We start from the raw sequence: 17,964 nt of genomic DNA, 5'->3' as shown, positions 1-17,964 counted from the left end.
CCCAAGTGCTCTGTAAACGAACCGTTTAACCTGCATCGCCACACATCCTTCGATAACCACTTTGTCAGGAAATACGACCTGAACCTATTGCTACCGTAAATAGAAACGGTTGCTAAATAGGGGTGGTTGCTAGAACTGCAACCACCCCTGACCTGCCGTTGTTATCGCCTGAGTTAGCCTTTGCCAATCTGCGAAATGTTGGCTGTAGCCCTTTCAACAGCGTGATATTCGGCGTCTAAATCTTCTAAAACAGCTGCCGCTTCCTCAATGTTTCCCGAAGGAGCAAGCTCTTCAAGCTGACGACAAAGCTGACTTAGCCTCAGAATACCCAGAGACGCGCTGCTAGATTTGAGGCCGTGGGCAAGGCGCTGAAGTTCATTGAGATCCTGCTGAAGAACAGCAGTTTTCATAGACTTCAGGAGAGGCGGTGTGTCGGCAAGATAAAAACTAATTAGCTCGGCAATAATTGTTCCATCATCGTCTCCCATTGCCTCACACAGCTTCTCCAAAACGAGGGGGTCAAAGGTTACGGCAGACGGAGCAACCGATGGCTCAGCGGCCGTTTCGTCACAGGAGTCAGACCGTTCTGAAGACGGCTGCAGGGGACGGCACTGACTCAGAACTTGGGCCAGTTCTTCAAGACAAATGGGTTTGCTGATGTAGTCGTGCATGCCAGCATTGAGGCATTTTTCGCGATCGCCCTGCATGGCGTTTGCCGTCATAGCAACGAGGTGAGGACGAGCCTGGGGCAGAAAGATCTGATGAATTCGACTGGCCACTTCTAACCCATCCATCTCGGGCATCTGTACATCTAGGAGAACAACATCGTAGGGCTGTCGCTGCAATGCCTCTAGCACCTCCAATCCATTGCCCACAACGTCTGCCCGATATCCCAAACGCTGCAGCATCAGTAGAGCCAGCTTTTGGTTTACCAAATGATCTTCTGCCAGCAAAATTCGCAGCGCCTGTTTTGAAGCTGATTCAAGCGAAACCTTAGGGTTAGGACACGACTGCGGTATTGAGGGCAGCTGCGACTGGAACAGGTGGGTTAACGTAGCGTGGAGCTGCGCAGGCTTGATGGGCTTGTTGAGAAAGGCAGCAAAGCGGCTTTGATCGGGTTGAGCCAGGTGCTCGGGTTTACCCATTGAGGTCAACATGACCAGCGGCAATTGTGCACAGCCCGGCAGGGATTGAATATGAGCGGCTAGCATTAGACCGTCCATGGTCGGCATCTGCATGTCCAGAATGGCCAGATCGAAGGATTGGTTTTGCTGCAGCATTGCCAAAGCCTCTGCCCCCGATGCTGCGCTCACAGAACGCATTTGCCACCGGTGGGCATACTGGCTCAAAATTTGTCGATTGATGGCACTGTCATCGACAATCAGCACTTTCCTACCGGCTAGAGAACCTGGACTGTTTGAGGGGGCGGGGCGGGGGCTCGCTTCAACGGTGAGGGTGAAGTAGAAAGTCGAGCCTACTCCTGGCTGGCTTTCGACCCACATTTTGCCGCCCATCAGCTCGCTCAACCTGCGGCTAATCGCTAGGCCTAGCCCTGTGCCGCCATACTGGCGAGTTGTAGACGAATCGACCTGGCTAAACGCTTTAAAGAGCCGCTCCTGCTTGTCTTCTGGAATGCCAATGCCCGTATCGCTTACTGCAAATTGAATTTCAAACGTCGGATTAGCCGATTTACGGTGAGCTGTATTGAGGAACAAAGCATCTAGCTGTCGAGCTTTGACAGCTACGACCACGTCTCCTGCTTGAGTGAATTTGATGGCATTGTTGAGCAAATTGACCAGGATCTGCCGCAGTCGAGTAACATCTCCCACGACCAGTTGAGGCACGTTAGAGTCGGTCAAATGGGCCAACTCTAGACCTTTTTGGACCGCCTCTGGAGCCAGCAAATCCAGGGCTTCTTCCAAACAGGTGATCAGATTAAAGGGCTGTTGCTCTAGCTCCAGCTTGCCTGACTCAATTTTTGAAAAGTCTAAAATGTCATTGATGAGAGTTAGCAGTAACTCTCCGCTAGAGCGAATGATTTCAATGTACTCGCGCTGAGTTGCCGTTAGGCCCATATCCAGCAGCAGCCCGGTCATGCCAATGACGGCATTCATGGGGGTGCGTATTTCATGGCTCATGGTGGCCAGAAAATTGCTTTTGGCCTGGTTTGCCCGGTCGGCTACCTGTCTTGCTTGCTCTAGCGCTAGGTTTTGGCTTTGCAGCTCTACCTCAGCCTGTTTGTGGGCCGTAAAGTCACTGACTGTGCCAATGAAGCCGTTGATCTGACCGTCGCTACTAAATAGGGGCATGGCCTGACTAAAGACCCAGGCCACCGAGCCATCCGTTCTCAAATATCTAAACTCCAGGGCAAACTCCTGTTGGGCCTGGAAAGCCTTTTCCCATTCGTCTAGAACTCGCTGTCGATCTTCGGGGTGAACAGCGGCGGCCCACCCATTTCCTAGAGCTGCCTGGGGAGAGAGCTGAGCTACCTGGCACCAGCGATCGTTGACGTAGGTACAGCGTCCCTCAGCGTTGGTAAGAAAAATCCCGACGGGGGCAAAGCGCGACAGCGTGCGGAAGCGCCGTTCGCTATCCTGTAGGGCCTGCTCTGCCTGTTTGCGCTGCATGAACTGACCGATCTGGCTGCCCGCCGCCATCAGCATGGTCATCAAATCGGGGTCTAGGGGCTGAACTTGGGTGCTGAAGAACACCATGACGCCCAGCACGCTACCCCCGTAGATGATAGGAAAGCCAAAGGCGCTGTGCAGCCCTGCTTCGGCGGCGCAGCCTGCTCTGGGGCAGTAGTCTGCCTGAGGTACGTCACTGATCCAGTTAGGCGCTTTTTGCTGCCAAACACGTTGGGGAATGCCAACTCCAGTTGACAGGGGAAACTGCTGGGTAAGGTGGATAAAGTCTTCTAGCGGTGCCTGGTGCTGGCACCAGGTGGAGATACTCTCTAACTGGTTGTTCTGAGTATTTACTCGCCAGAGCTCACCAGTGGCCCAACCGAGGCCGCCGCAAATGGCCTGCAGCATTCTGGCAATCCCAGATTCTAAATGCCCTGCTTTAGCCAGAATACGAGCGATCGCATACTGGGTTTGCAGGCGCTGTTCGGTTCGTTTGCGATCGCTGATGTCGGTAACGCTGCCCTCATAGCCGACAAGCTGCCCTTGGGAGTCATACAGCATGCGGGCGTTTTCTAGTATCCAAATGATATCGCCGTTCTTGCAGTAGACCTGCGACTCGAAATTGGCAACCCAGCCCTTTGCCTGCATTTGACGCACAAACCGCTGGCGCTGGGCAGGCCTGACGTAGAGCTGGTGCTCTATATCAATGACCGTAGCCATCAGCTCCTGCGCTGAGGCGTAGCCCAAAATTTGGGCCATCATCGGGTTGGCCTTGAGGTAGCGCCCCGCCGTAGTCGAGCGGTACAATCCTTCGACCGCATGCTCAAACAGGTCGCGGTACTCGGCTTCAGTCTGCTGCCGTTCGGCCATGGTCTGAGCCAGCTGGTTGAGACTGCGCCGCAGCTTTAGCTGGCTCATAACCTGCTGGGCGATGGCAGACAAAGCTTCTAGCTGTGGCTCCGTCAAATTCTTAGGAATGTGATCGAGCACGCAGAGGGTGCCCAGGGCGTGGCCCTCGTCAGTTACCAGCGGCACCCCGTGATAGCTACGAATATGAGGGTCTCCCAGCACCAGAGGGTTATCGGCAAAGCGCTGATCCCGAAGCGCATCTGGCACCTTAAAGACATCCGGCTCAAGGATGGCATGGGCACAAAAGGCCACATCTCGACTGGTCTCAGTAGCACCCAGACCAACTCTGGACTTAAACCACTGGCGATCGCGATCCACCAAACTAATCAGCGCAATGGGCGTTCCACAAACGTAGGCGGCCAGCTTGGTTAAATCGTCAAAGGCAGCCTCTGCCTCGGTTTCAAGGATGTTGTACCCCATTAGCGCTGCAAGCCGTTGATTTTCATCCGGTGGAAGGGGAGCCTGCATGGTCGAAACCTCTTACGCGTTAGGGGCAGCACAGTTCTATCGTCGCCGCTAGAAACATTCCCTAGCCACGTCATCTCTATAAGACTTCCCGCGATCGCAATAGGCCCAACCTCGCCTTGTCACAGGGATTGCCCCGTCAAGCGCCCATCGCCTTGTGCCCATCGCCCTTTGAAGAACGGTCTAAAACCTCGCCCTGACCTGGCTGCGAAAACTGCGGTTGCTGTAGGTGCTGCCCCCGGTTCCGGCAGCTACCGTGCTAAAGGCATAGCCCAGGTCTACCTCTACCTGGTTAAGTTGCACCGTACAGAGCGCCTCATAGCCGTAGGTGAGTGACCATTCGCCCAGCAACCGCTGCGGCCCCAGAGTCCCTGCGACTCGGCAGGCTAGGTCAGAAAAGACCTGTCCCCGCCAGGCCAGTTCGGCATTGGTAACTAAAAAATCCGGCGGAGAAAAGTAGCCGTTGGTTGCCTCCACATCGCGGCTAAAGCTCCAGTTGAACAGGTTGGCCGCCACTGTAAACTCTCCCAGGCGCTGCTCTAACCGGGTAAAAGACTGCTGCTCCCAGTTGCCGTCGTTAAAGTTGCCGAGCCGGAGCTGGGAAAAGAGGCTGGTATTGGGCGTAATCTGCCAATACAGGTTAGGCCCGTAGCGCCAGGCCGTAATCTGGTTTTGCAGGCTAGTCGCGTTGAATTTGTAAGGCCCCTGGTTGAGGTTGAGCGATAGGGTGGCGCTATTGCCAATGGGAACCGTGGTGCTGGCCGTCAAATTGAGGGCCAAGGGCAGGCGGTCAAAAACATCGACACCCGCGCCCAGAGTGGTTGTAAAGTCGCCCATCTGGCGAGTCCATGCCGCTCTCAGGGGAACATTCAACACCCGATCTACGGCAGGCTGAGTGAAGGAGTTCAGCCCGGTGGAAAAACTGAGGCGATCGCCGTTGGCCAGCCGTCCGGTCACTGTGGGTTCAAAAAAGCGATTACCCTGGTCGAAGTTATTGAAGTCATCCCTAAAATCGACGGTCAGCGTCTCGATCTGCCAAAGCGGCGCTCCTGGCTCCGGTGGTGTGGCCCCTTCACCGGGCGGCGTAGGCGGCGCGGGCGGCACGTACAGACCGGGGTTGAGGTTTTCGGGGGACGAGCCGAGCAGATCTGCGGCCTGAGATGAGTCTGTCTGTAAGGAGCCTGCCGTTGTAGATAGCAGGGTCGGGGGCCTAGACAAGGAAGCAGGCGCTGCTATGGCAGAATCGTCAGGCAAGTCTGCCAGTACCTCCGGCTGAAGGTCTGATTCGCTCCCAAACTCGCCTGCTGGAAGGCTTTGAACAGACTGCGCCCAGCCTGGGCAGAGCCAGACCATCCACAGCAAACTAGATACACCAACGCAGCGAGCGTATCGAGAAATAGGGGCCATAGGATTAGCAACTCGACGGGTGGGCTGCTCCTTAGAGAACCCATTAATTTAATTCAAAAAACCCCCTATACAGAATATTCAACCTGGGTACTCTTGGAAGGGCATTTTAGACCCTTGCTGCGAAAGCAAGGCTGGTCTATCCCATCGGTAATTCGCTTACCCTTGTCATTTTTCCTTTCAGTAGGTCCTTGCCCATGAGCGGTGCCGCAGCAGTTTTAGCAGATCAAGTTCCTCTAAAGCGCAATCGGCGGATGCGGCTGCGCGATCGCACGCTGCTTTTTCGCTATCTAGTGGTCGTCAACCTAATTTTGGGGGGCTGGTACCTCTACTGGCGGGTGACTCAGTCGATTAATGGTGCCGTGCTGTGGCTGGCTATACCGCTGCTGGCCGCCGAGATCTACATGTACTTTGGCGGCGTGCTGTTTTTGGTTGGGCTCTGGCGACCGATTGAGCGCCAGGTGCGATCGCTGGGTCAGCTCATGCCGCCGCTGCCCCGCGATCAGTATCCCACCGTCGATGTCTTCATTACCTGCTACAACGAGCCAGCCGATATCGTAGAGCAGACCGCTCTGGCCGCCCTGGCACTCGACTACCCCGTCACCCAGCTGCGGGTTTACATTCTCGACGATGGCAACTCCCCAGAGCTGCGGCAGCTTTCAGAGCGGCTGTGTCTGACCGACTTACAGTCACCGCCCCTGCAGGCCGCCACCGCCGCGCTAGACGCTCAGCGCAACGCCCTCGTTGCCCGCCTGCACCAGGTTCAGGCGCTGCAGCAAGATATCGCCGAGGTCGAGGCCGCGCTCAGCCACCATCGGCTGCAGGTGCCGTCCCGGCCTGAGGTTCTACCAGAGGTGATGGCCTGGTTTGATCAGGTGCGCCCGGTCGGTGTGCCCGACTCAGTTTGGTTGGGTTGTCAGACAGCTTTAGGGGAAGGGTTTGACAATGTGCTGTGCCACGCCCACCGGCATTTACCCGCCGAAACGCCCATTGATCTGGAGGTAGCCATTCTCAATCACGTGGTGCTCCTGCGCCTGTGGGACCGGGGCAGCCCCTTTGACCTGGAGGGCCATCTGCTGACGCATACGGCCGTTGACGACTGGGCTGAGCGCGGTCGGGGCCTGAACATTTTGCGGCAGACAGTGGATGATTTGGCCTACTTCCGGGGGGCCGATGACCGCAACTGTCTGGTCTTAATCAAGCGGTATGCGCCGCAGCGACAGGAAACCCCTGCTCACGAGAGTGATCCCTATCAGCTGCTGGGCCAGCTCCATAGCCTGCATCAGCTGCTGCTGCTGAACCAGCCAGAGCAGCCCAGCGTTACCGCCATGCTCAAGGCGCAGGTGCAGTCGCTGCAGGCCGACATCGATCGCAAGCATCACCAGCTGGCCGACATGGCCCGCTGCCGCTACATCGCTCGGGTCAAACCCCAGGGTCGTCCCCACCATGCCAAGGCGGGCAACATCAACCACGCGCTGTTTTCGGGGGAGACCCACGGCGATTTTGTGTTGACCTTAGACGCAGACCACATCCCCAAACCCCAGTTTCTCCAGCGGGTGCTGCCCTACTTTTTTGAATTCAACCTGGACCGGGGTCAGTACGATGGCAACCGGGTTGCCTTTGTGCAAACGCCCCAGGCTTTCTATAATTTGCCCCCCGGCGACCCCTTTGGCCACGATGCCCACCTGTTCTACGGCCCCATTCAGCAGGGCAAGGACGGCATGAATTCAGCCTTCTACACCGGCACCAACGCCATCCTGCGGCGGGAGGCCCTGGTCAATATGGGGCTGCAGCACTTTGCGACCGATTTCGCTAAGGATGACCAGCGGCTGGCAGAGTTCGATCTAATCGGCGGGCTCTCCAGCATTAGCATTACCGAGGATATGAATACGGCCATGCGGCTGCATTCGGTAGGCTGGCGCTCGGTCTACCACAGCGAAGTTTTGGCTGAGGGCCTAGCTCCCGACGACCTCAGTTCTACCCTTAAGCAAAAGCTGCGCTGGGCTCAGGGCACCATTCAGGTGATGCTGCGCGACAACCCGCTGCTGAAGCCGGGCCTGTCTTTTTGGCAGCGGCTACAGTACTTCCAAACCATGTACAGCTATTTTGTGGGCTTTTTTATTGCCGTCTTTCTAGCCAGTCCAATCATCTTCTTTTTTACGGGGCTAATTCCGGTAGATAGCTTTGGCCCCCAGTTTGCGCTGCATTTTGTGCCCGCCTACGTGGTCAACCGCCTGACGTTTGTAGCCGCCAGCTGGGGTATTCCGCTGCGAGAGCTGTGGCGCAATGAGCAGTATGCGATCGCACTTTTTCCCCTCTACATTCAGGCGGTGTGGAGCGTGTTCACCGGGCAGCCGATCAAGTTCCAGGTTACGCCCAAGCAGCGCCAGGCCGGGGTTTACCTAGGGCTGGTGCGCGTGCAGCTGGTCTTCTTTGGGCTAACCCTAGCCGGCATGCTCTGGGGCCTGGTGCAGCTCGGGCTGGGGCACTGGTCCGATCCCTGGGTATATCTAATCAATAGCCTTTGGGCACTCTATCACCTGGCATTGCTGTGGGTGATTATTCGCGCGGCCTGGTGGCAGCCCAAAACGCCCATTTAGGCAGGTCTTGTCTCTCTGTTATTCTCGCTGTTGCTAATTTTTTCAAAACCTTTCGAGGAGTCCTATGACAATCGCAGTTAAAACCCTAGAACCTGTTGGCATGCTGGACGGTGCCGCGGCCCACGACCTGAAAAATCAGGTGTTGGATGTCATGCGCCAGGGGGCAGACGGCGTACTGCTCAATCTGGCCGGCATCACCTATATGAATAGCTCTGGCATTGGGGCGCTAGTGTCTACCTTCAAAGCTGTGCGCGAAAATGACAAGCAGCTGTATATCTGTGGGCTAACCGATCAGGTTCGAATGATTTTTGAGCTAACTAAAATGGATCGAGTATTTAATCTCTACGCAGATGTTGCCGATTTTCAGTCGAAAGTGGCCACCGCAAATTAATTAAAGCTAACGTTTGATACCAATCGTCCATGCCGCTAGCGCGGCACCCCCAACGATAAAAACAGCCATAGCCGGTCCCTGAGCGAAGTCGAAGGGATGGCTATTTATAGAGCAATTCCTGTTTGGTTAACCCCCGATACCTCAGGGCGAATGCCATTCGCCCCTACAGTTCGGCCTTTGCGGAATCGGGGTTGTGCGGTCCAAATTAGATCTGATACCAATCACCCATGCCTTTAATGCGGCACCCCCAACAATGAAAATAGCCGTAGCCGTTCCCTAAGCGGAGTCGTTGGTGTTCGCGAAGCGGGTGCTGGGCACTCAGCCACCCCAAAGGGGCTAGGGATGGCTATTTTTAGAGCAACAGCCATGCCGCTAGTGCGGCACCCTCATCGATAAAAAAGCCACAGCCGTTCCCTGAGCGGAGTCGTTGGTGAAGCCGCCCCAAAGGGGCTAGGGATGGCTATTTTCAGGGCAAATCCGAGTCACAAAACCCCGATTCGAAACCGATACCTCGTAGGGAGCATTGCAGTGCAATGCCCCTACAAACCGGGGGGTATACGGACAGAATTTGGTATGAGCCCGGTCCCTGGAACCGTTCTGCCACGTAGAACGGTTCCAGGGACCGGGCTTTAAGTCTGCTATCAACTTTGGGGCAGTGCGATGGGCTGCTGCCCCTGGGCTTGGTAGAGCAGGCTTTCTAGCACGATGGCGTTGGTGTTGACGTTGAGGGCACGGTTGGGGCCGAGGTCAGCATTTTCGTAGCGGCCTGAGAAGTAACCGAGACGAGTATCCGCCAAGGTTTGCACAGCCTGGCGCAGCTGTTGAGTATAGGCTGCTTCTGGAAACAAGGCCGCCCAGGCGAACGCTGCCTTGGTGCTGAGAAAACGCAGGCGATCGTAATTTTGGCCTCGTACATTCACAGCGGCCCAGGGACGACCGTCAGCATAGACGCTGTAATACAGAAAGTAGGGCTGGCGATCGAGGGCATCTTCATTGACTGCGGTGAGAATGCCGGTTTTGCTGTAGCGGTTGGTCTGGGCTTGCAGCAGATTGTTGACCTGGCTGAGTTCAGAGTCGGGCCAGCCTAGCTCTAAGCCCCAGAGCAGGTAGGGGTCGTTAGTTAGGAAATTGCTGGCTCCAGAGGAGCTGCGATTGCGCTGATCGACTTGCAGCGAAACTCCCTCTACCGTCACAGGCTGGGCGGGCGGGCTGTGCAGCGCTTTGTCGGCCTCAATGCCCCACAGCCGCAGACTCTGGGCAGCATACTGCTCATAGCCCAGGCGACCTTCCTGCCAGTATTGCAGGCCGTTGTTACCTGCCCCGCTGCCCCAGAGCCAGCCGTCGTTGACCAGCTTTTGCAGGTCGTAGCGGGCGACTACGGCATCGATGCGGGCCGCATACTCCGGGTAATGGGTTTTGAGAGTGTGCAGGCTCAGCAAATAGCGGCCCATATCCAGGGCCGACCAACCGCTGCTGCCCTGGCGATCGGGGCGGTTGTTGAGGGTTCGCATCTCGGCAGTGGCGGTGCTGTAGGCTTTATTGGGTAAACCTGTAGCCGGTAGGGGCAGGGTTTCGAGGGTCTGCAACAGCCGCTCCATGCGGCTGTGAAACGACTCTTCTGAGATCAAACCCAGCTGGCGACCGGCATGAATGCCAAGCAGGGCACTGCCCTGATCCCAAAGCGTGCTCCAGGCCATGCCGTCCATGCCGTTGACCAGGCCAGTAGACGCGTTCCAGTTCTTCTCAAAGTAAGCCCAGGCCCAGCGGGCAGCCGTCTGGTCGTCAGCCGATAACGCCTGGAGTCGGGGAGTAGACATGGCCGGAGTCACAGGGGCGGGAGTAGCGGCGTCAAGGCGAGAGCTAGCGGCAGGCCGTGATGAGGTCGGAGTTGTGGCGGTCGGGGAGCGGCCAGGCAGACTGCTCCAGTAGGTCCCTGTATTATCTGTAGTCAGACTAATTTGAGTGGCGGGGGAGGTCGGTAAACCCTGCCCCTGAGCACTGCCATTGCGAACGGCTTGCCACCAGGGGGAGGTATAGACTGCGCTGGGCTGGATCAGCGGTGCCGACCCCATATTGCGGTGCAGAATTGCCTGCAAGATCAAGCTGTTGGTGCTGCTGGTAAAGCCCAGGGCAGGGCTGCCGTCGGCCTCATAAATGCCTTCGTAGTAGCCCTGGTTGGGGTCAAAGCGATCGCCCACGGCTTGAGCCAGCGTTTGGCCGTAGGCGCTGTCGGGAAAAAGGGCAGCGTAGGCCAGGGCAACGGCGGTACTGGTAATTCGGCCTGAAGAAGTCGGGCTGCCATCATCGGTAACGGCCTGCCAGGGTTGACCCTTGGCCACTAGCGGGCTGTGGACCACGTAGGGAGCCTGGTTGATCAGGGCTGTGCCCGAGGCGCTGAGGCGGCCCGTTCGCTGATGACGGTTGCCTTCTGCCTGAAACATGGGCTGCAGGAGCGATCGCACCTGTGGCTCCAGGCCAAACTCTAGCCCGTAGAGGACAAAGGGCGTGCTGGTGATGCTTTGCTGGTCGGCCTGAGCGCCAGCGCGCTGGACTGGAACTGCCTGCCCCTCTAGCTCGGTGGTGACGTAGCGATCGCCGGGGGCCGAGCGGCTGGCCTCAAACCCCCATAGCTGAAAGGCGCGGGCCGCATACTCTTCGTAGCCGAGCTGGGTGGCGGGGATGATTTGGATGCGATCGCGGCCTCCCTGGCTCCCGGAAAGCTCTGCCTTGGCGACCTGCCCATCGCGGATTACCCGCAAAAACGACCAGTCCAGCACCGTCTCATCGACGGCATTGGCATACTCCGGGTGGCAGGTCTTAAGCTGATGCAGAGCTGAGAGCAGCCGCCCCACATCCGGCCCAGACCAGCCGTTGCCGTTAGGGTCGTCATTGCCGCCGTAGCTGATGGGTTCTAGGGTAAGCGTGCTATAGGCCCGATGGGGCAGCTCTCCTGCGAACAGAGGCATCTGCCGCAGCGCCCCCAGCAGATGGCGAACGCGCCCATCAAACTGGCCGTTGTCAAGCATGCCTAAGCTCTGGGCCGAGTGCAGCGCAGCGAGGTAACTACCGGCTCCCCAGAGCGTAGCCCCCGCCATGTCGTTGCGGTCTGGAACCAGGCCCGTCGACGTAGCCTGGGCCTCAAAATACTGCCAGGCCCGGCGGGCAGTCTGAGCATCGGATGCGCTCAAAGGCAGGTTCACCCTCGGACAGGCAGAGGGCTGGGGAGAGCCAACCGGGGCAATGGGCGCAACCGAAATTGCAGCCTGTGAAGGCACCGTTGAAGGCTGCTCAGTGGCCCCAGGAGCACCCGGAGTTGCAAATTGGCCGCCCCTGAGAATAGGTTGAGCCCCTCGCGCCTTGTAGTAGAGGATTTCCAGAATTAGTCCGTTGGTGTTACCCGTCAAAATTTCGTTGACTGGCGGCTCCGGAGCAGACAATCCCGATTCGAAAACACCCGCGTAGTAGCCTTGCCCAGAATTGGTGCGGTCTTTAACCGCGTCAAAGATTTTCTGAGCATAGGGATCGTCAGGGTAGAGGTAGCGCCAGCCAAAGGCAGCTTTGGTGCTAAGCGTGCGGAACTGCGGGTAGGGCTCATTTTTCTCGGTAATCACGGCCCAGGGCACGCCGTTAGCGTAGACCGTGTTGTAAAGAAAGTGGGGCGGGCCGTCGATATTGTCTTCTGAAACGGCGGTTAGCAGGCCCGTGTCTTCGTAGCGGCGCTTTTGGACCTCAAACACCCGTCGCCCAAACTCCTCCAGCCCGCCCTGCAAGCCAAACTCAATGGCGTCGAGAATGTAGGACTCACTAACCACGTAGTTATTGGCATTGGTGGTTTGATAGTCCCGCTGATCTACCGGAATTTGCAGGCCATAGATGTCTACCAGCTTGAAGGGTTCGTAGGCCAGAGCCTGGGGCACGTCAAATCCCCACGCATAATAGCCTCGCGCTGCATATTCTTCATACCCCAGTCGGCCTTCCTGCACCTTCAGAGTGCTGTCATCGGGCAGCACGGTTACGCCATAGAGCTGGCCGTCCTGCACCGAGGCCGCTACGTTCCAGCTAGAGACAACGCCCGACAACCAATCACTGTATTGAGGATGGCAGGTGCGCACTACGTCAAAGGCGGCCAGCATGCGGCCCAGATCTAGAGCCGACCAGCCCAGACCGCGCGGAGTGGGGACATTGCCGTAGTTCGTCATCTCGCCCGTGGCGCTGTTGTAGACCTTGTTGGGCAGCGTGCCTTCAAACAGGGGCAGTTGGCTCAGCGTGGTGAGAAATTGATTTAGCCGACCGTCAAATTCAGGCTGATCAATCAACCCCAACCACCGGGCGGCGTTCAGGGCAGTAAGGTAATTACCCAGGTCCCAGAGAGTACTGGATGGGTAGCCTCCAGCTGCGTTGGATAGGCCGGTCTCAGCCTGAACATTGTTCTTAAAGTAGTTCCAGGCCGACTGGGCATAGGCCTGCTCCTCTGGGGTCAGCGGTTGAGTAATGGCGGCACACTGGCCCGGTTCTACCTGGGCCTGGGCGGGACGGGTCCAGCCTAAGGACCACCAAATAGGCAAAAACAGGCTTGCTAGAAACAAGCCTGCCAAGCGCATCCACAACCGTCGTCTAAACTGCGACATAGGTAAATCTGAAGTACAAAATTGAGGTCAAAAGCACTGAGAGGAGCTGCTCAAAGCAGGTTGAAGCGCAGACCTGCTAGAGCAAGGGAGCTATGCCAAAGGCAGCTGTTCAGGGAGAGTTGCCCCCTGGGCTGTATAAGTAGCTTCACTAAAAACATGTGTTGAGCGGTTGTCGGGGGCAGAGAGGCGATCGCCGAGCCACCCTAGTCCCAGGATTAGCCCTGCCGCAGTAGCAACGCCCCCTACAACCGGCAAAACCGCCCAAATCAAAGGAGGTGCTTCGAATTCACTGTCGTTCATGGCATCTCCTGCGGTACTGGCACCCTAGTCTACCCAGGCCCGTGCTCAGCCAAAACGCTGGGACAAAGTCTTTTTAAGTTAGGCTCAGCTCTGGTGGTTCAACTTTGAAGCGCAACAGAATGGGGAACACTAACCTGGCTAATTGGGTAGGTTGCAGGTGGGGCCGAGGGCTGTTCACTCGATGCCCCCTTGGATTCCTCTAGTTCCGGGCAGAAAGATTGAGTACTGGCCAATGTCTACAGTCACACGTTCGACAACCGAAGCTGCCAAGGTCTTGGTCGTAGATGACGACCGGGTCATTCGCACAATCTTAGTCAAGCTGTTGCAGAAGGAAGGCTACCAGGTAGTTGAGGCAGAGACCGGAGGAACTGCCCTGACCCAGTATCAGCAGTTTCTGCCTGACCTGGTGTTGCTCGATGCCCAGATGCCCGGGCTAGATGGCTTTGGCTGCTGCAAAAAAATTCGGCAAATGGCTTTTGGCGAACATGTTCCTATCCTGATGGTGACCGGGCTAGAAGATGATGACTCTGTGGTACGCGCTTTCCACTCTGGGGCTACAGATTATGTCACTAAGCCTATTCGGCCTTCGGTGGTCGTGGGTCGAGCTCGCTATCTGATTCGGGCTGCTCAAGATCGTAAGGCGCTGGTTCAGAGTGAGGAACGCTATCGCTCTCTAGTGACCAACTTACAGGAGGTCGTTTTTCAGCTAGATGAGGCCGGAAATTTAACCTTTCTCAATCCGGTGTGGCACAAATTCACCGGATACAGTGCCGAGGATAGCCTGGGAAAACCCTTTGTCGAGTTTCTGCATCCGGCGGAGCGTAAACTCTATTGGCAACAGTTTCGTCGAGCCTGCAAGTCGTCCACCCAGTGCTATCAACACCGCAGTCGCTGCGTTACGCGTTCTGGAGACTGGCTGTGGGTAGAGATGCAGCTCTGTGCCAATTTAGATGCTACAGGCGCTGTACAGGGAATTGCCGGGCGGCTGACCAATATTAGCGATCGCACCCGTCGTGAGCAGTATCGCCGGTTAGAATACGCCGTCATGCGGGCGATGACTAATCACGCCAATGTCCAGGTGATGATGAGCCACATTCTACAAATTGTCTGCGGTAACCTCAACGTGGAGTTGGGGGAGTTTTGGCAGCTCGACTCATCAGGACAGCTACGCTGCACCCAAACCTGGCATCTCAAAACCGAGCAGCTTACTGATTTTGCCAAAACAACTCAGGCCCTCCAAACTCGCCAGTTTGATGCTGAAGCAGGCGTAGCCGGTAAAATTTGGTCCACTGGAGCTGCCCTTTGGACGGACAAGCTCAACGAGCATGTTCATCAAAGCCGTCAGGAGGCCGTTAGGCAGGCAGGATTTCGTTTAGTTCTAGGATGTCCGGTGAGCCACGGCGATGAGAACCTAGGCGTTTTGATCTTTTTCTCTCAAGATGCTCGACCTGCCAGTCAAGACCTGCTGCGGGGACTGACAATTTTGGCGAATCAAATTAGCCAGCATATTTTGAGGCAGCGGGCTGAACGTGAACTGCAACGCCAAAACCAGATATTACAGCTGGAGCTACAGCGAGCTGCCGACTATGTTGCTTCCCTTTTGCCAGCACCCCATCAGGTCTATCGAAGCCAGAACAAGCAGGCTTCCATCGCTATACATACTCAATTTCAGCCATCTAGCCAGCTTGGTGGCGATGCCTTTGACTACTACTGGCTAGACCCCGACCATCTGGCGTTTTACATTCTAGACGTTGCCGGGCATGGCATTAAGGCTGCTCTGCTGTCGGTATCTGTCCTCAACATTCTGCGCAAGCAGTCCCTTAATCACGCTGATTTTTACCAGCCCGCCACTGTAGTCGCAGCCTTAAACCGCATCTTTCAGATGAATGATAACGGCGAGGACTATTTCACCTTATGGTACGGGGTGTATTGCAGTTCCAAACAACACCTCACGTTTGCATCTGCCGGGCACCCTCCTAGCGTGCTGATCAGCCCTTGCGAATCTCAGGCCAAGATAAGTCACCTCGATAGCGATGGAATTGCAGTAGGTATGCTGCCTGATTTCCCTTTTGCTTCAGGCCAATGTGTCATTCCGCCACACAGTCGCCTATTTCTCTTTAGCGATGGTGCCTACGAAGTGATCAAAGAGGATGGCCAGCCGCTTCTGAGCTTTGAGGGTTGGGCTCACCTCCTCAAGCAGTACTGGCATTCGGGTCAGGATGATTTGTCTATTTTGATGAATCAAGTGCACCGAATTAACGGAAATAAAGCTTTGCAGGATGACGCTTCGGTGATGGAAATTCGGTTTTCCTAGGAGGGCGTTTAAAGCGGGTTAGGGGTGTAGAACATTGGCCCAGACCGGATAGACTCGCGCTGCCGGTTCACCCAGTTGATAAAGCTTTTGCAACGCCTATTGATCGCCTGCTCGTTGGGGGACACTGGCCGCCGTGACTACAACCGCCATCATCAAGCCCAGGGTGTCGACCACTAGGTGGCGCTTTCGCCCTTTGTTACTTTAGCCACGTCACAACCGACGGAGCGATGCACCATCGGTGTGGTAGGAATGCTTTGACTGTCGAGGATCACTTCTGAGTTTTGCGAATGAGTTGGTTGGTAGCTCTAGTGAGGCTAGTGGGACTGGGGGGTGAGTAGGGCTGGGGGGTGGGAGTCAGCGACGAGGTGGCCGTCGCGGAAGGAGATGGTGCGATCGCACTGTCCGGCCACCTCGCGATCGTGGGTCACCATGATCACTGTCATGCCGTCGCGGTTGAGGTCGGCAAAGATATTCATCACGCTTTGGCTGGTTTGGGAGTCGAGGGCTCCGGTGGGTTCGTCGGCGAGCAGGAGTTTGGGGCGGTTGACGATGGCGCGGGCGATCGCAACTCTTTGCTGCTGCCCGCCGGAGAGCTGGCTCGGGCGGTTGTGAAGGCGGTTGCCGAGACCCACTTTTTGCAGGGCGCGGGTAGCACGCGACCGGCGCTTAGCTTTGGGCAGGTTGGCATAGACCATGGGCAGCATCACATTCTCTAGGGCGCTGAGCTGGGGCAGCAGGTAAAACTGTTGAAACACAAAGCCCAGGGTGCGGTTGCGAATTTCGGCCAGGGCATCGGCTCCCAGGCTGTTTACGGGGTGGCCGTCGAGGCGGTAGGTGCCCGCAGTGGGGCGATCGAGGCAGCCAAGAATGGCCATGGCGGTCGATTTGCCCGACCCCGATGGCCCCACAATGGCGCAGTACTCCCCCGCCTCAATGGTGAGGCTGACGGGGTGCAGGGCATGGACCGTGAGTTCGCCGCTGCCGTAGGTTTTGCTGACGCGATCGAGTTCGATGAGGGCCATAGGTTAGCTCCGCAGGGCAACGATGGGGTCGAGCTGGGCGGCGCGGCGGGCGGGCAAAATGCCAAACACCAGGCCAATGCCGCCCGAAACCGAGAAGGAAAGGGCGATCGCTGTCCAGCTCACCGCCGCCTCCAGCGGGCTCAGCAGCGCCACCAGCCCGACGCCGCCAGCGCCAAACATCACGCCCACCAGGCCGCCCGTCACCGCCAAGATCACCGCCTCAATGGTGAACTGGGCCATCAGGTCTGCACCCTTGGCCCCGATCGCCTTGCGCAGACCAATCTCCTGGGTGCGCTCGGTGACCGACACCAGCATGATGTTCATAATACCAATGCCCCCCACCAGCAGCGAAATGCTGGCCGTAAACCCCAGCAGCAGCACCAAAATATCCGACACGCTAGCCGCCGTTGACAGCAGTTCTTGCTGACTCTGCACCGTAAAGTCGTCGGCGCGATCGCGCAGCTCGTGGCGCAGGCGCAGCAGGTTGGTGATCTGGTACTGGGCGGCGCTGGTATCGGCTTCGCTGCGGGCCGACACGGCGATCGTCTGCACCGTGGGGCTGGTTTGGCCTACCTCCAGCCCCGTAATCTGGCTCACCATCGCCTCAATGGGAATATAGACCGCCTCATCCTGGTTCTGGCCAAAGGATGACCCCCGCGTCGCCGCSACCCCCACCACCGTAAAGCCCACCCCATCAATGCGAATCCGTTGGTTGAGCGGGTCTTGACTGCCAAACAAAATCTTCGCTGCCTCGCTGCCCAGCACCGCCACCGTTAGCCCCCCCTGGGCATCTACCGGGTGCAAAAATCGCCCCCGGTCCACCGTCACATTCCGCACCACCGGATAGTCTGCCGTAGTGCCAATCACATTGGCCTGGGTCTCAGCCGCACCCTGGGTCACCCGCAGCCGCTCACTCTTCTCCGGCGACACCGCCCGAATCGCCAAGACTTCGGTAGCGATCGCCTCCGCATCCGCCAGCGTCAGCGTATCGGCCCGCGCTACCCCCGCCTGCGGCCCCCGCTGCGCATCCCCCGGGGTCACGAACAACACATTCGTTCCCAACGCCTCAAACTGCCGCGTCACAAAACTCTGCGCCCCCTGCCCCACCGCCACCATCGCAATTACCGACGCATTGCCAATCACAATCCCCAGCATCGTCAAGCCACTCCGCATCCGGTTAGCGTTCAGGGTCTTGATCGCCATCGTCGCGTTTTCGAGAAGATTGAGAGACATAGGGGGGGATGGGTAGATGGGTGGATGAGTGGGCGGGTGGGAGGGTGGATGGGTGGATGGGTGGGAGGGTG

General features: G+C 57.2%; 8 protein-coding genes and 1 pseudogene. 3 read left to right on the top strand and 6 right to left on the bottom strand.

The annotated features are described in order from the left end of the window. Positions 1-173: 173 nt before the first annotated feature. Entirely contained in the window at positions 174-4,004 is a 3,831-nt protein-coding gene (locus IQ265_RS09700; protein WP_194052814.1) for a response regulator, read from the bottom strand. A gap of 180 nt (positions 4,005-4,184) precedes the next feature. Then, entirely contained in the window at positions 4,185-5,219 is a 1,035-nt protein-coding gene (locus tag IQ265_RS09695; protein ID WP_194052812.1) for a hypothetical protein, read from the bottom strand. Between the two features lie 383 nt (positions 5,220-5,602). Between IQ265_RS09695 and IQ265_RS09690 the strand changes: the two genes are divergently transcribed. Continuing rightward, entirely contained in the window at positions 5,603-8,005 is a 2,403-nt protein-coding gene (locus tag IQ265_RS09690) for a glycosyltransferase (protein ID WP_194052810.1), read from the top strand. A gap of 64 nt (positions 8,006-8,069) precedes the next feature. Continuing rightward, complete coding sequence (locus IQ265_RS09685) at positions 8,070-8,396, top strand: STAS domain-containing protein (protein WP_194052808.1); 327 nt, start codon at positions 8,070-8,072, stop codon at positions 8,394-8,396. Positions 8,397-9,037: 641 nt separating this feature from the next. Here the strand turns inward: IQ265_RS09685 and IQ265_RS09675 are convergent. Then, positions 9,038-13,024 carry a DUF3131 domain-containing protein gene (locus IQ265_RS09675; protein WP_228037750.1) on the bottom strand — a complete coding sequence of 1,329 codons (3,987 nt, stop codon included), beginning with the start codon at positions 13,022-13,024 and terminating at the stop codon, positions 9,038-9,040. Between the two features lie 532 nt (positions 13,025-13,556). Here IQ265_RS09675 and IQ265_RS09670 point away from each other — a divergent pair. Continuing rightward, the gene (locus IQ265_RS09670; protein ID WP_194052806.1) at positions 13,557-15,638 is read left to right on the top strand and encodes a SpoIIE family protein phosphatase; all 2,082 of its coding nucleotides are present in this window, start codon (positions 13,557-13,559) and stop codon (positions 15,636-15,638) included. A 120-nt stretch (positions 15,639-15,758) separates the two neighbouring features. On the opposite strand, the pseudogene IQ265_RS09665 reads toward IQ265_RS09670, so the two are convergent. The 3 genes and pseudogenes from IQ265_RS09665 to IQ265_RS09655 form a co-directional block, all read right to left on the bottom strand. After that, positions 15,759-15,865: pseudogene (locus IQ265_RS09665) on the bottom strand (IS5/IS1182 family transposase); the annotation flags it as partial. Between the two features lie 87 nt (positions 15,866-15,952). Then, positions 15,953-16,660 carry an ABC transporter ATP-binding protein gene (locus IQ265_RS09660; RefSeq protein ID WP_194052804.1) on the bottom strand — a complete coding sequence of 236 codons (708 nt, stop codon included), beginning with the start codon at positions 16,658-16,660 and terminating at the stop codon, positions 15,953-15,955. A 3-nt stretch (positions 16,661-16,663) separates the two neighbouring features. Then, positions 16,664-17,893 carry an ABC transporter permease gene (locus IQ265_RS09655; RefSeq protein WP_194052802.1) on the bottom strand — a complete coding sequence of 410 codons (1,230 nt, stop codon included), beginning with the start codon at positions 17,891-17,893 and terminating at the stop codon, positions 16,664-16,666. Between the last annotated feature and the right edge of the window lie 71 nt (positions 17,894-17,964).

This window comes from Nodosilinea sp. LEGE 06152, assembly GCF_015207525.1.
Classification (GTDB): Bacteria; Cyanobacteriota; Cyanobacteriia; order Phormidesmidales; family Phormidesmidaceae; genus Nodosilinea.
Note: the sequence above shows the minus strand (reverse complement) of the source record. Positions and strands in the feature narration are given on the sequence as shown.

What these genes read in the sequence shown, in the direction of transcription:
- IQ265_RS09660 (WP_194052804.1), bottom strand. Translation starts at nt 16,660, where the DNA reads ATGGCCCTCATCGAACTCGATCGCGTCAGCAAAACCTACGGCAGCGGC.
- IQ265_RS09690 (WP_194052810.1), top strand. Translation starts at nt 5,603, where the DNA reads ATGAGCGGTGCCGCAGCAGTTTTAGCAGATCAAGTTCCTCTAAAGCGC.
- IQ265_RS09685 (WP_194052808.1), top strand. Translation starts at nt 8,070, where the DNA reads ATGACAATCGCAGTTAAAACCCTAGAACCTGTTGGCATGCTGGACGGT.
- IQ265_RS09675 (WP_228037750.1), bottom strand. Translation starts at nt 13,024, where the DNA reads ATGTCGCAGTTTAGACGACGGTTGTGGATGCGCTTGGCAGGCTTGTTT.
- IQ265_RS09700 (WP_194052814.1), bottom strand. Translation starts at nt 4,004, where the DNA reads ATGCAGGCTCCCCTTCCACCGGATGAAAATCAACGGCTTGCAGCGCTA.
- IQ265_RS09670 (WP_194052806.1), top strand. Translation starts at nt 13,557, where the DNA reads ATGTCTACAGTCACACGTTCGACAACCGAAGCTGCCAAGGTCTTGGTC.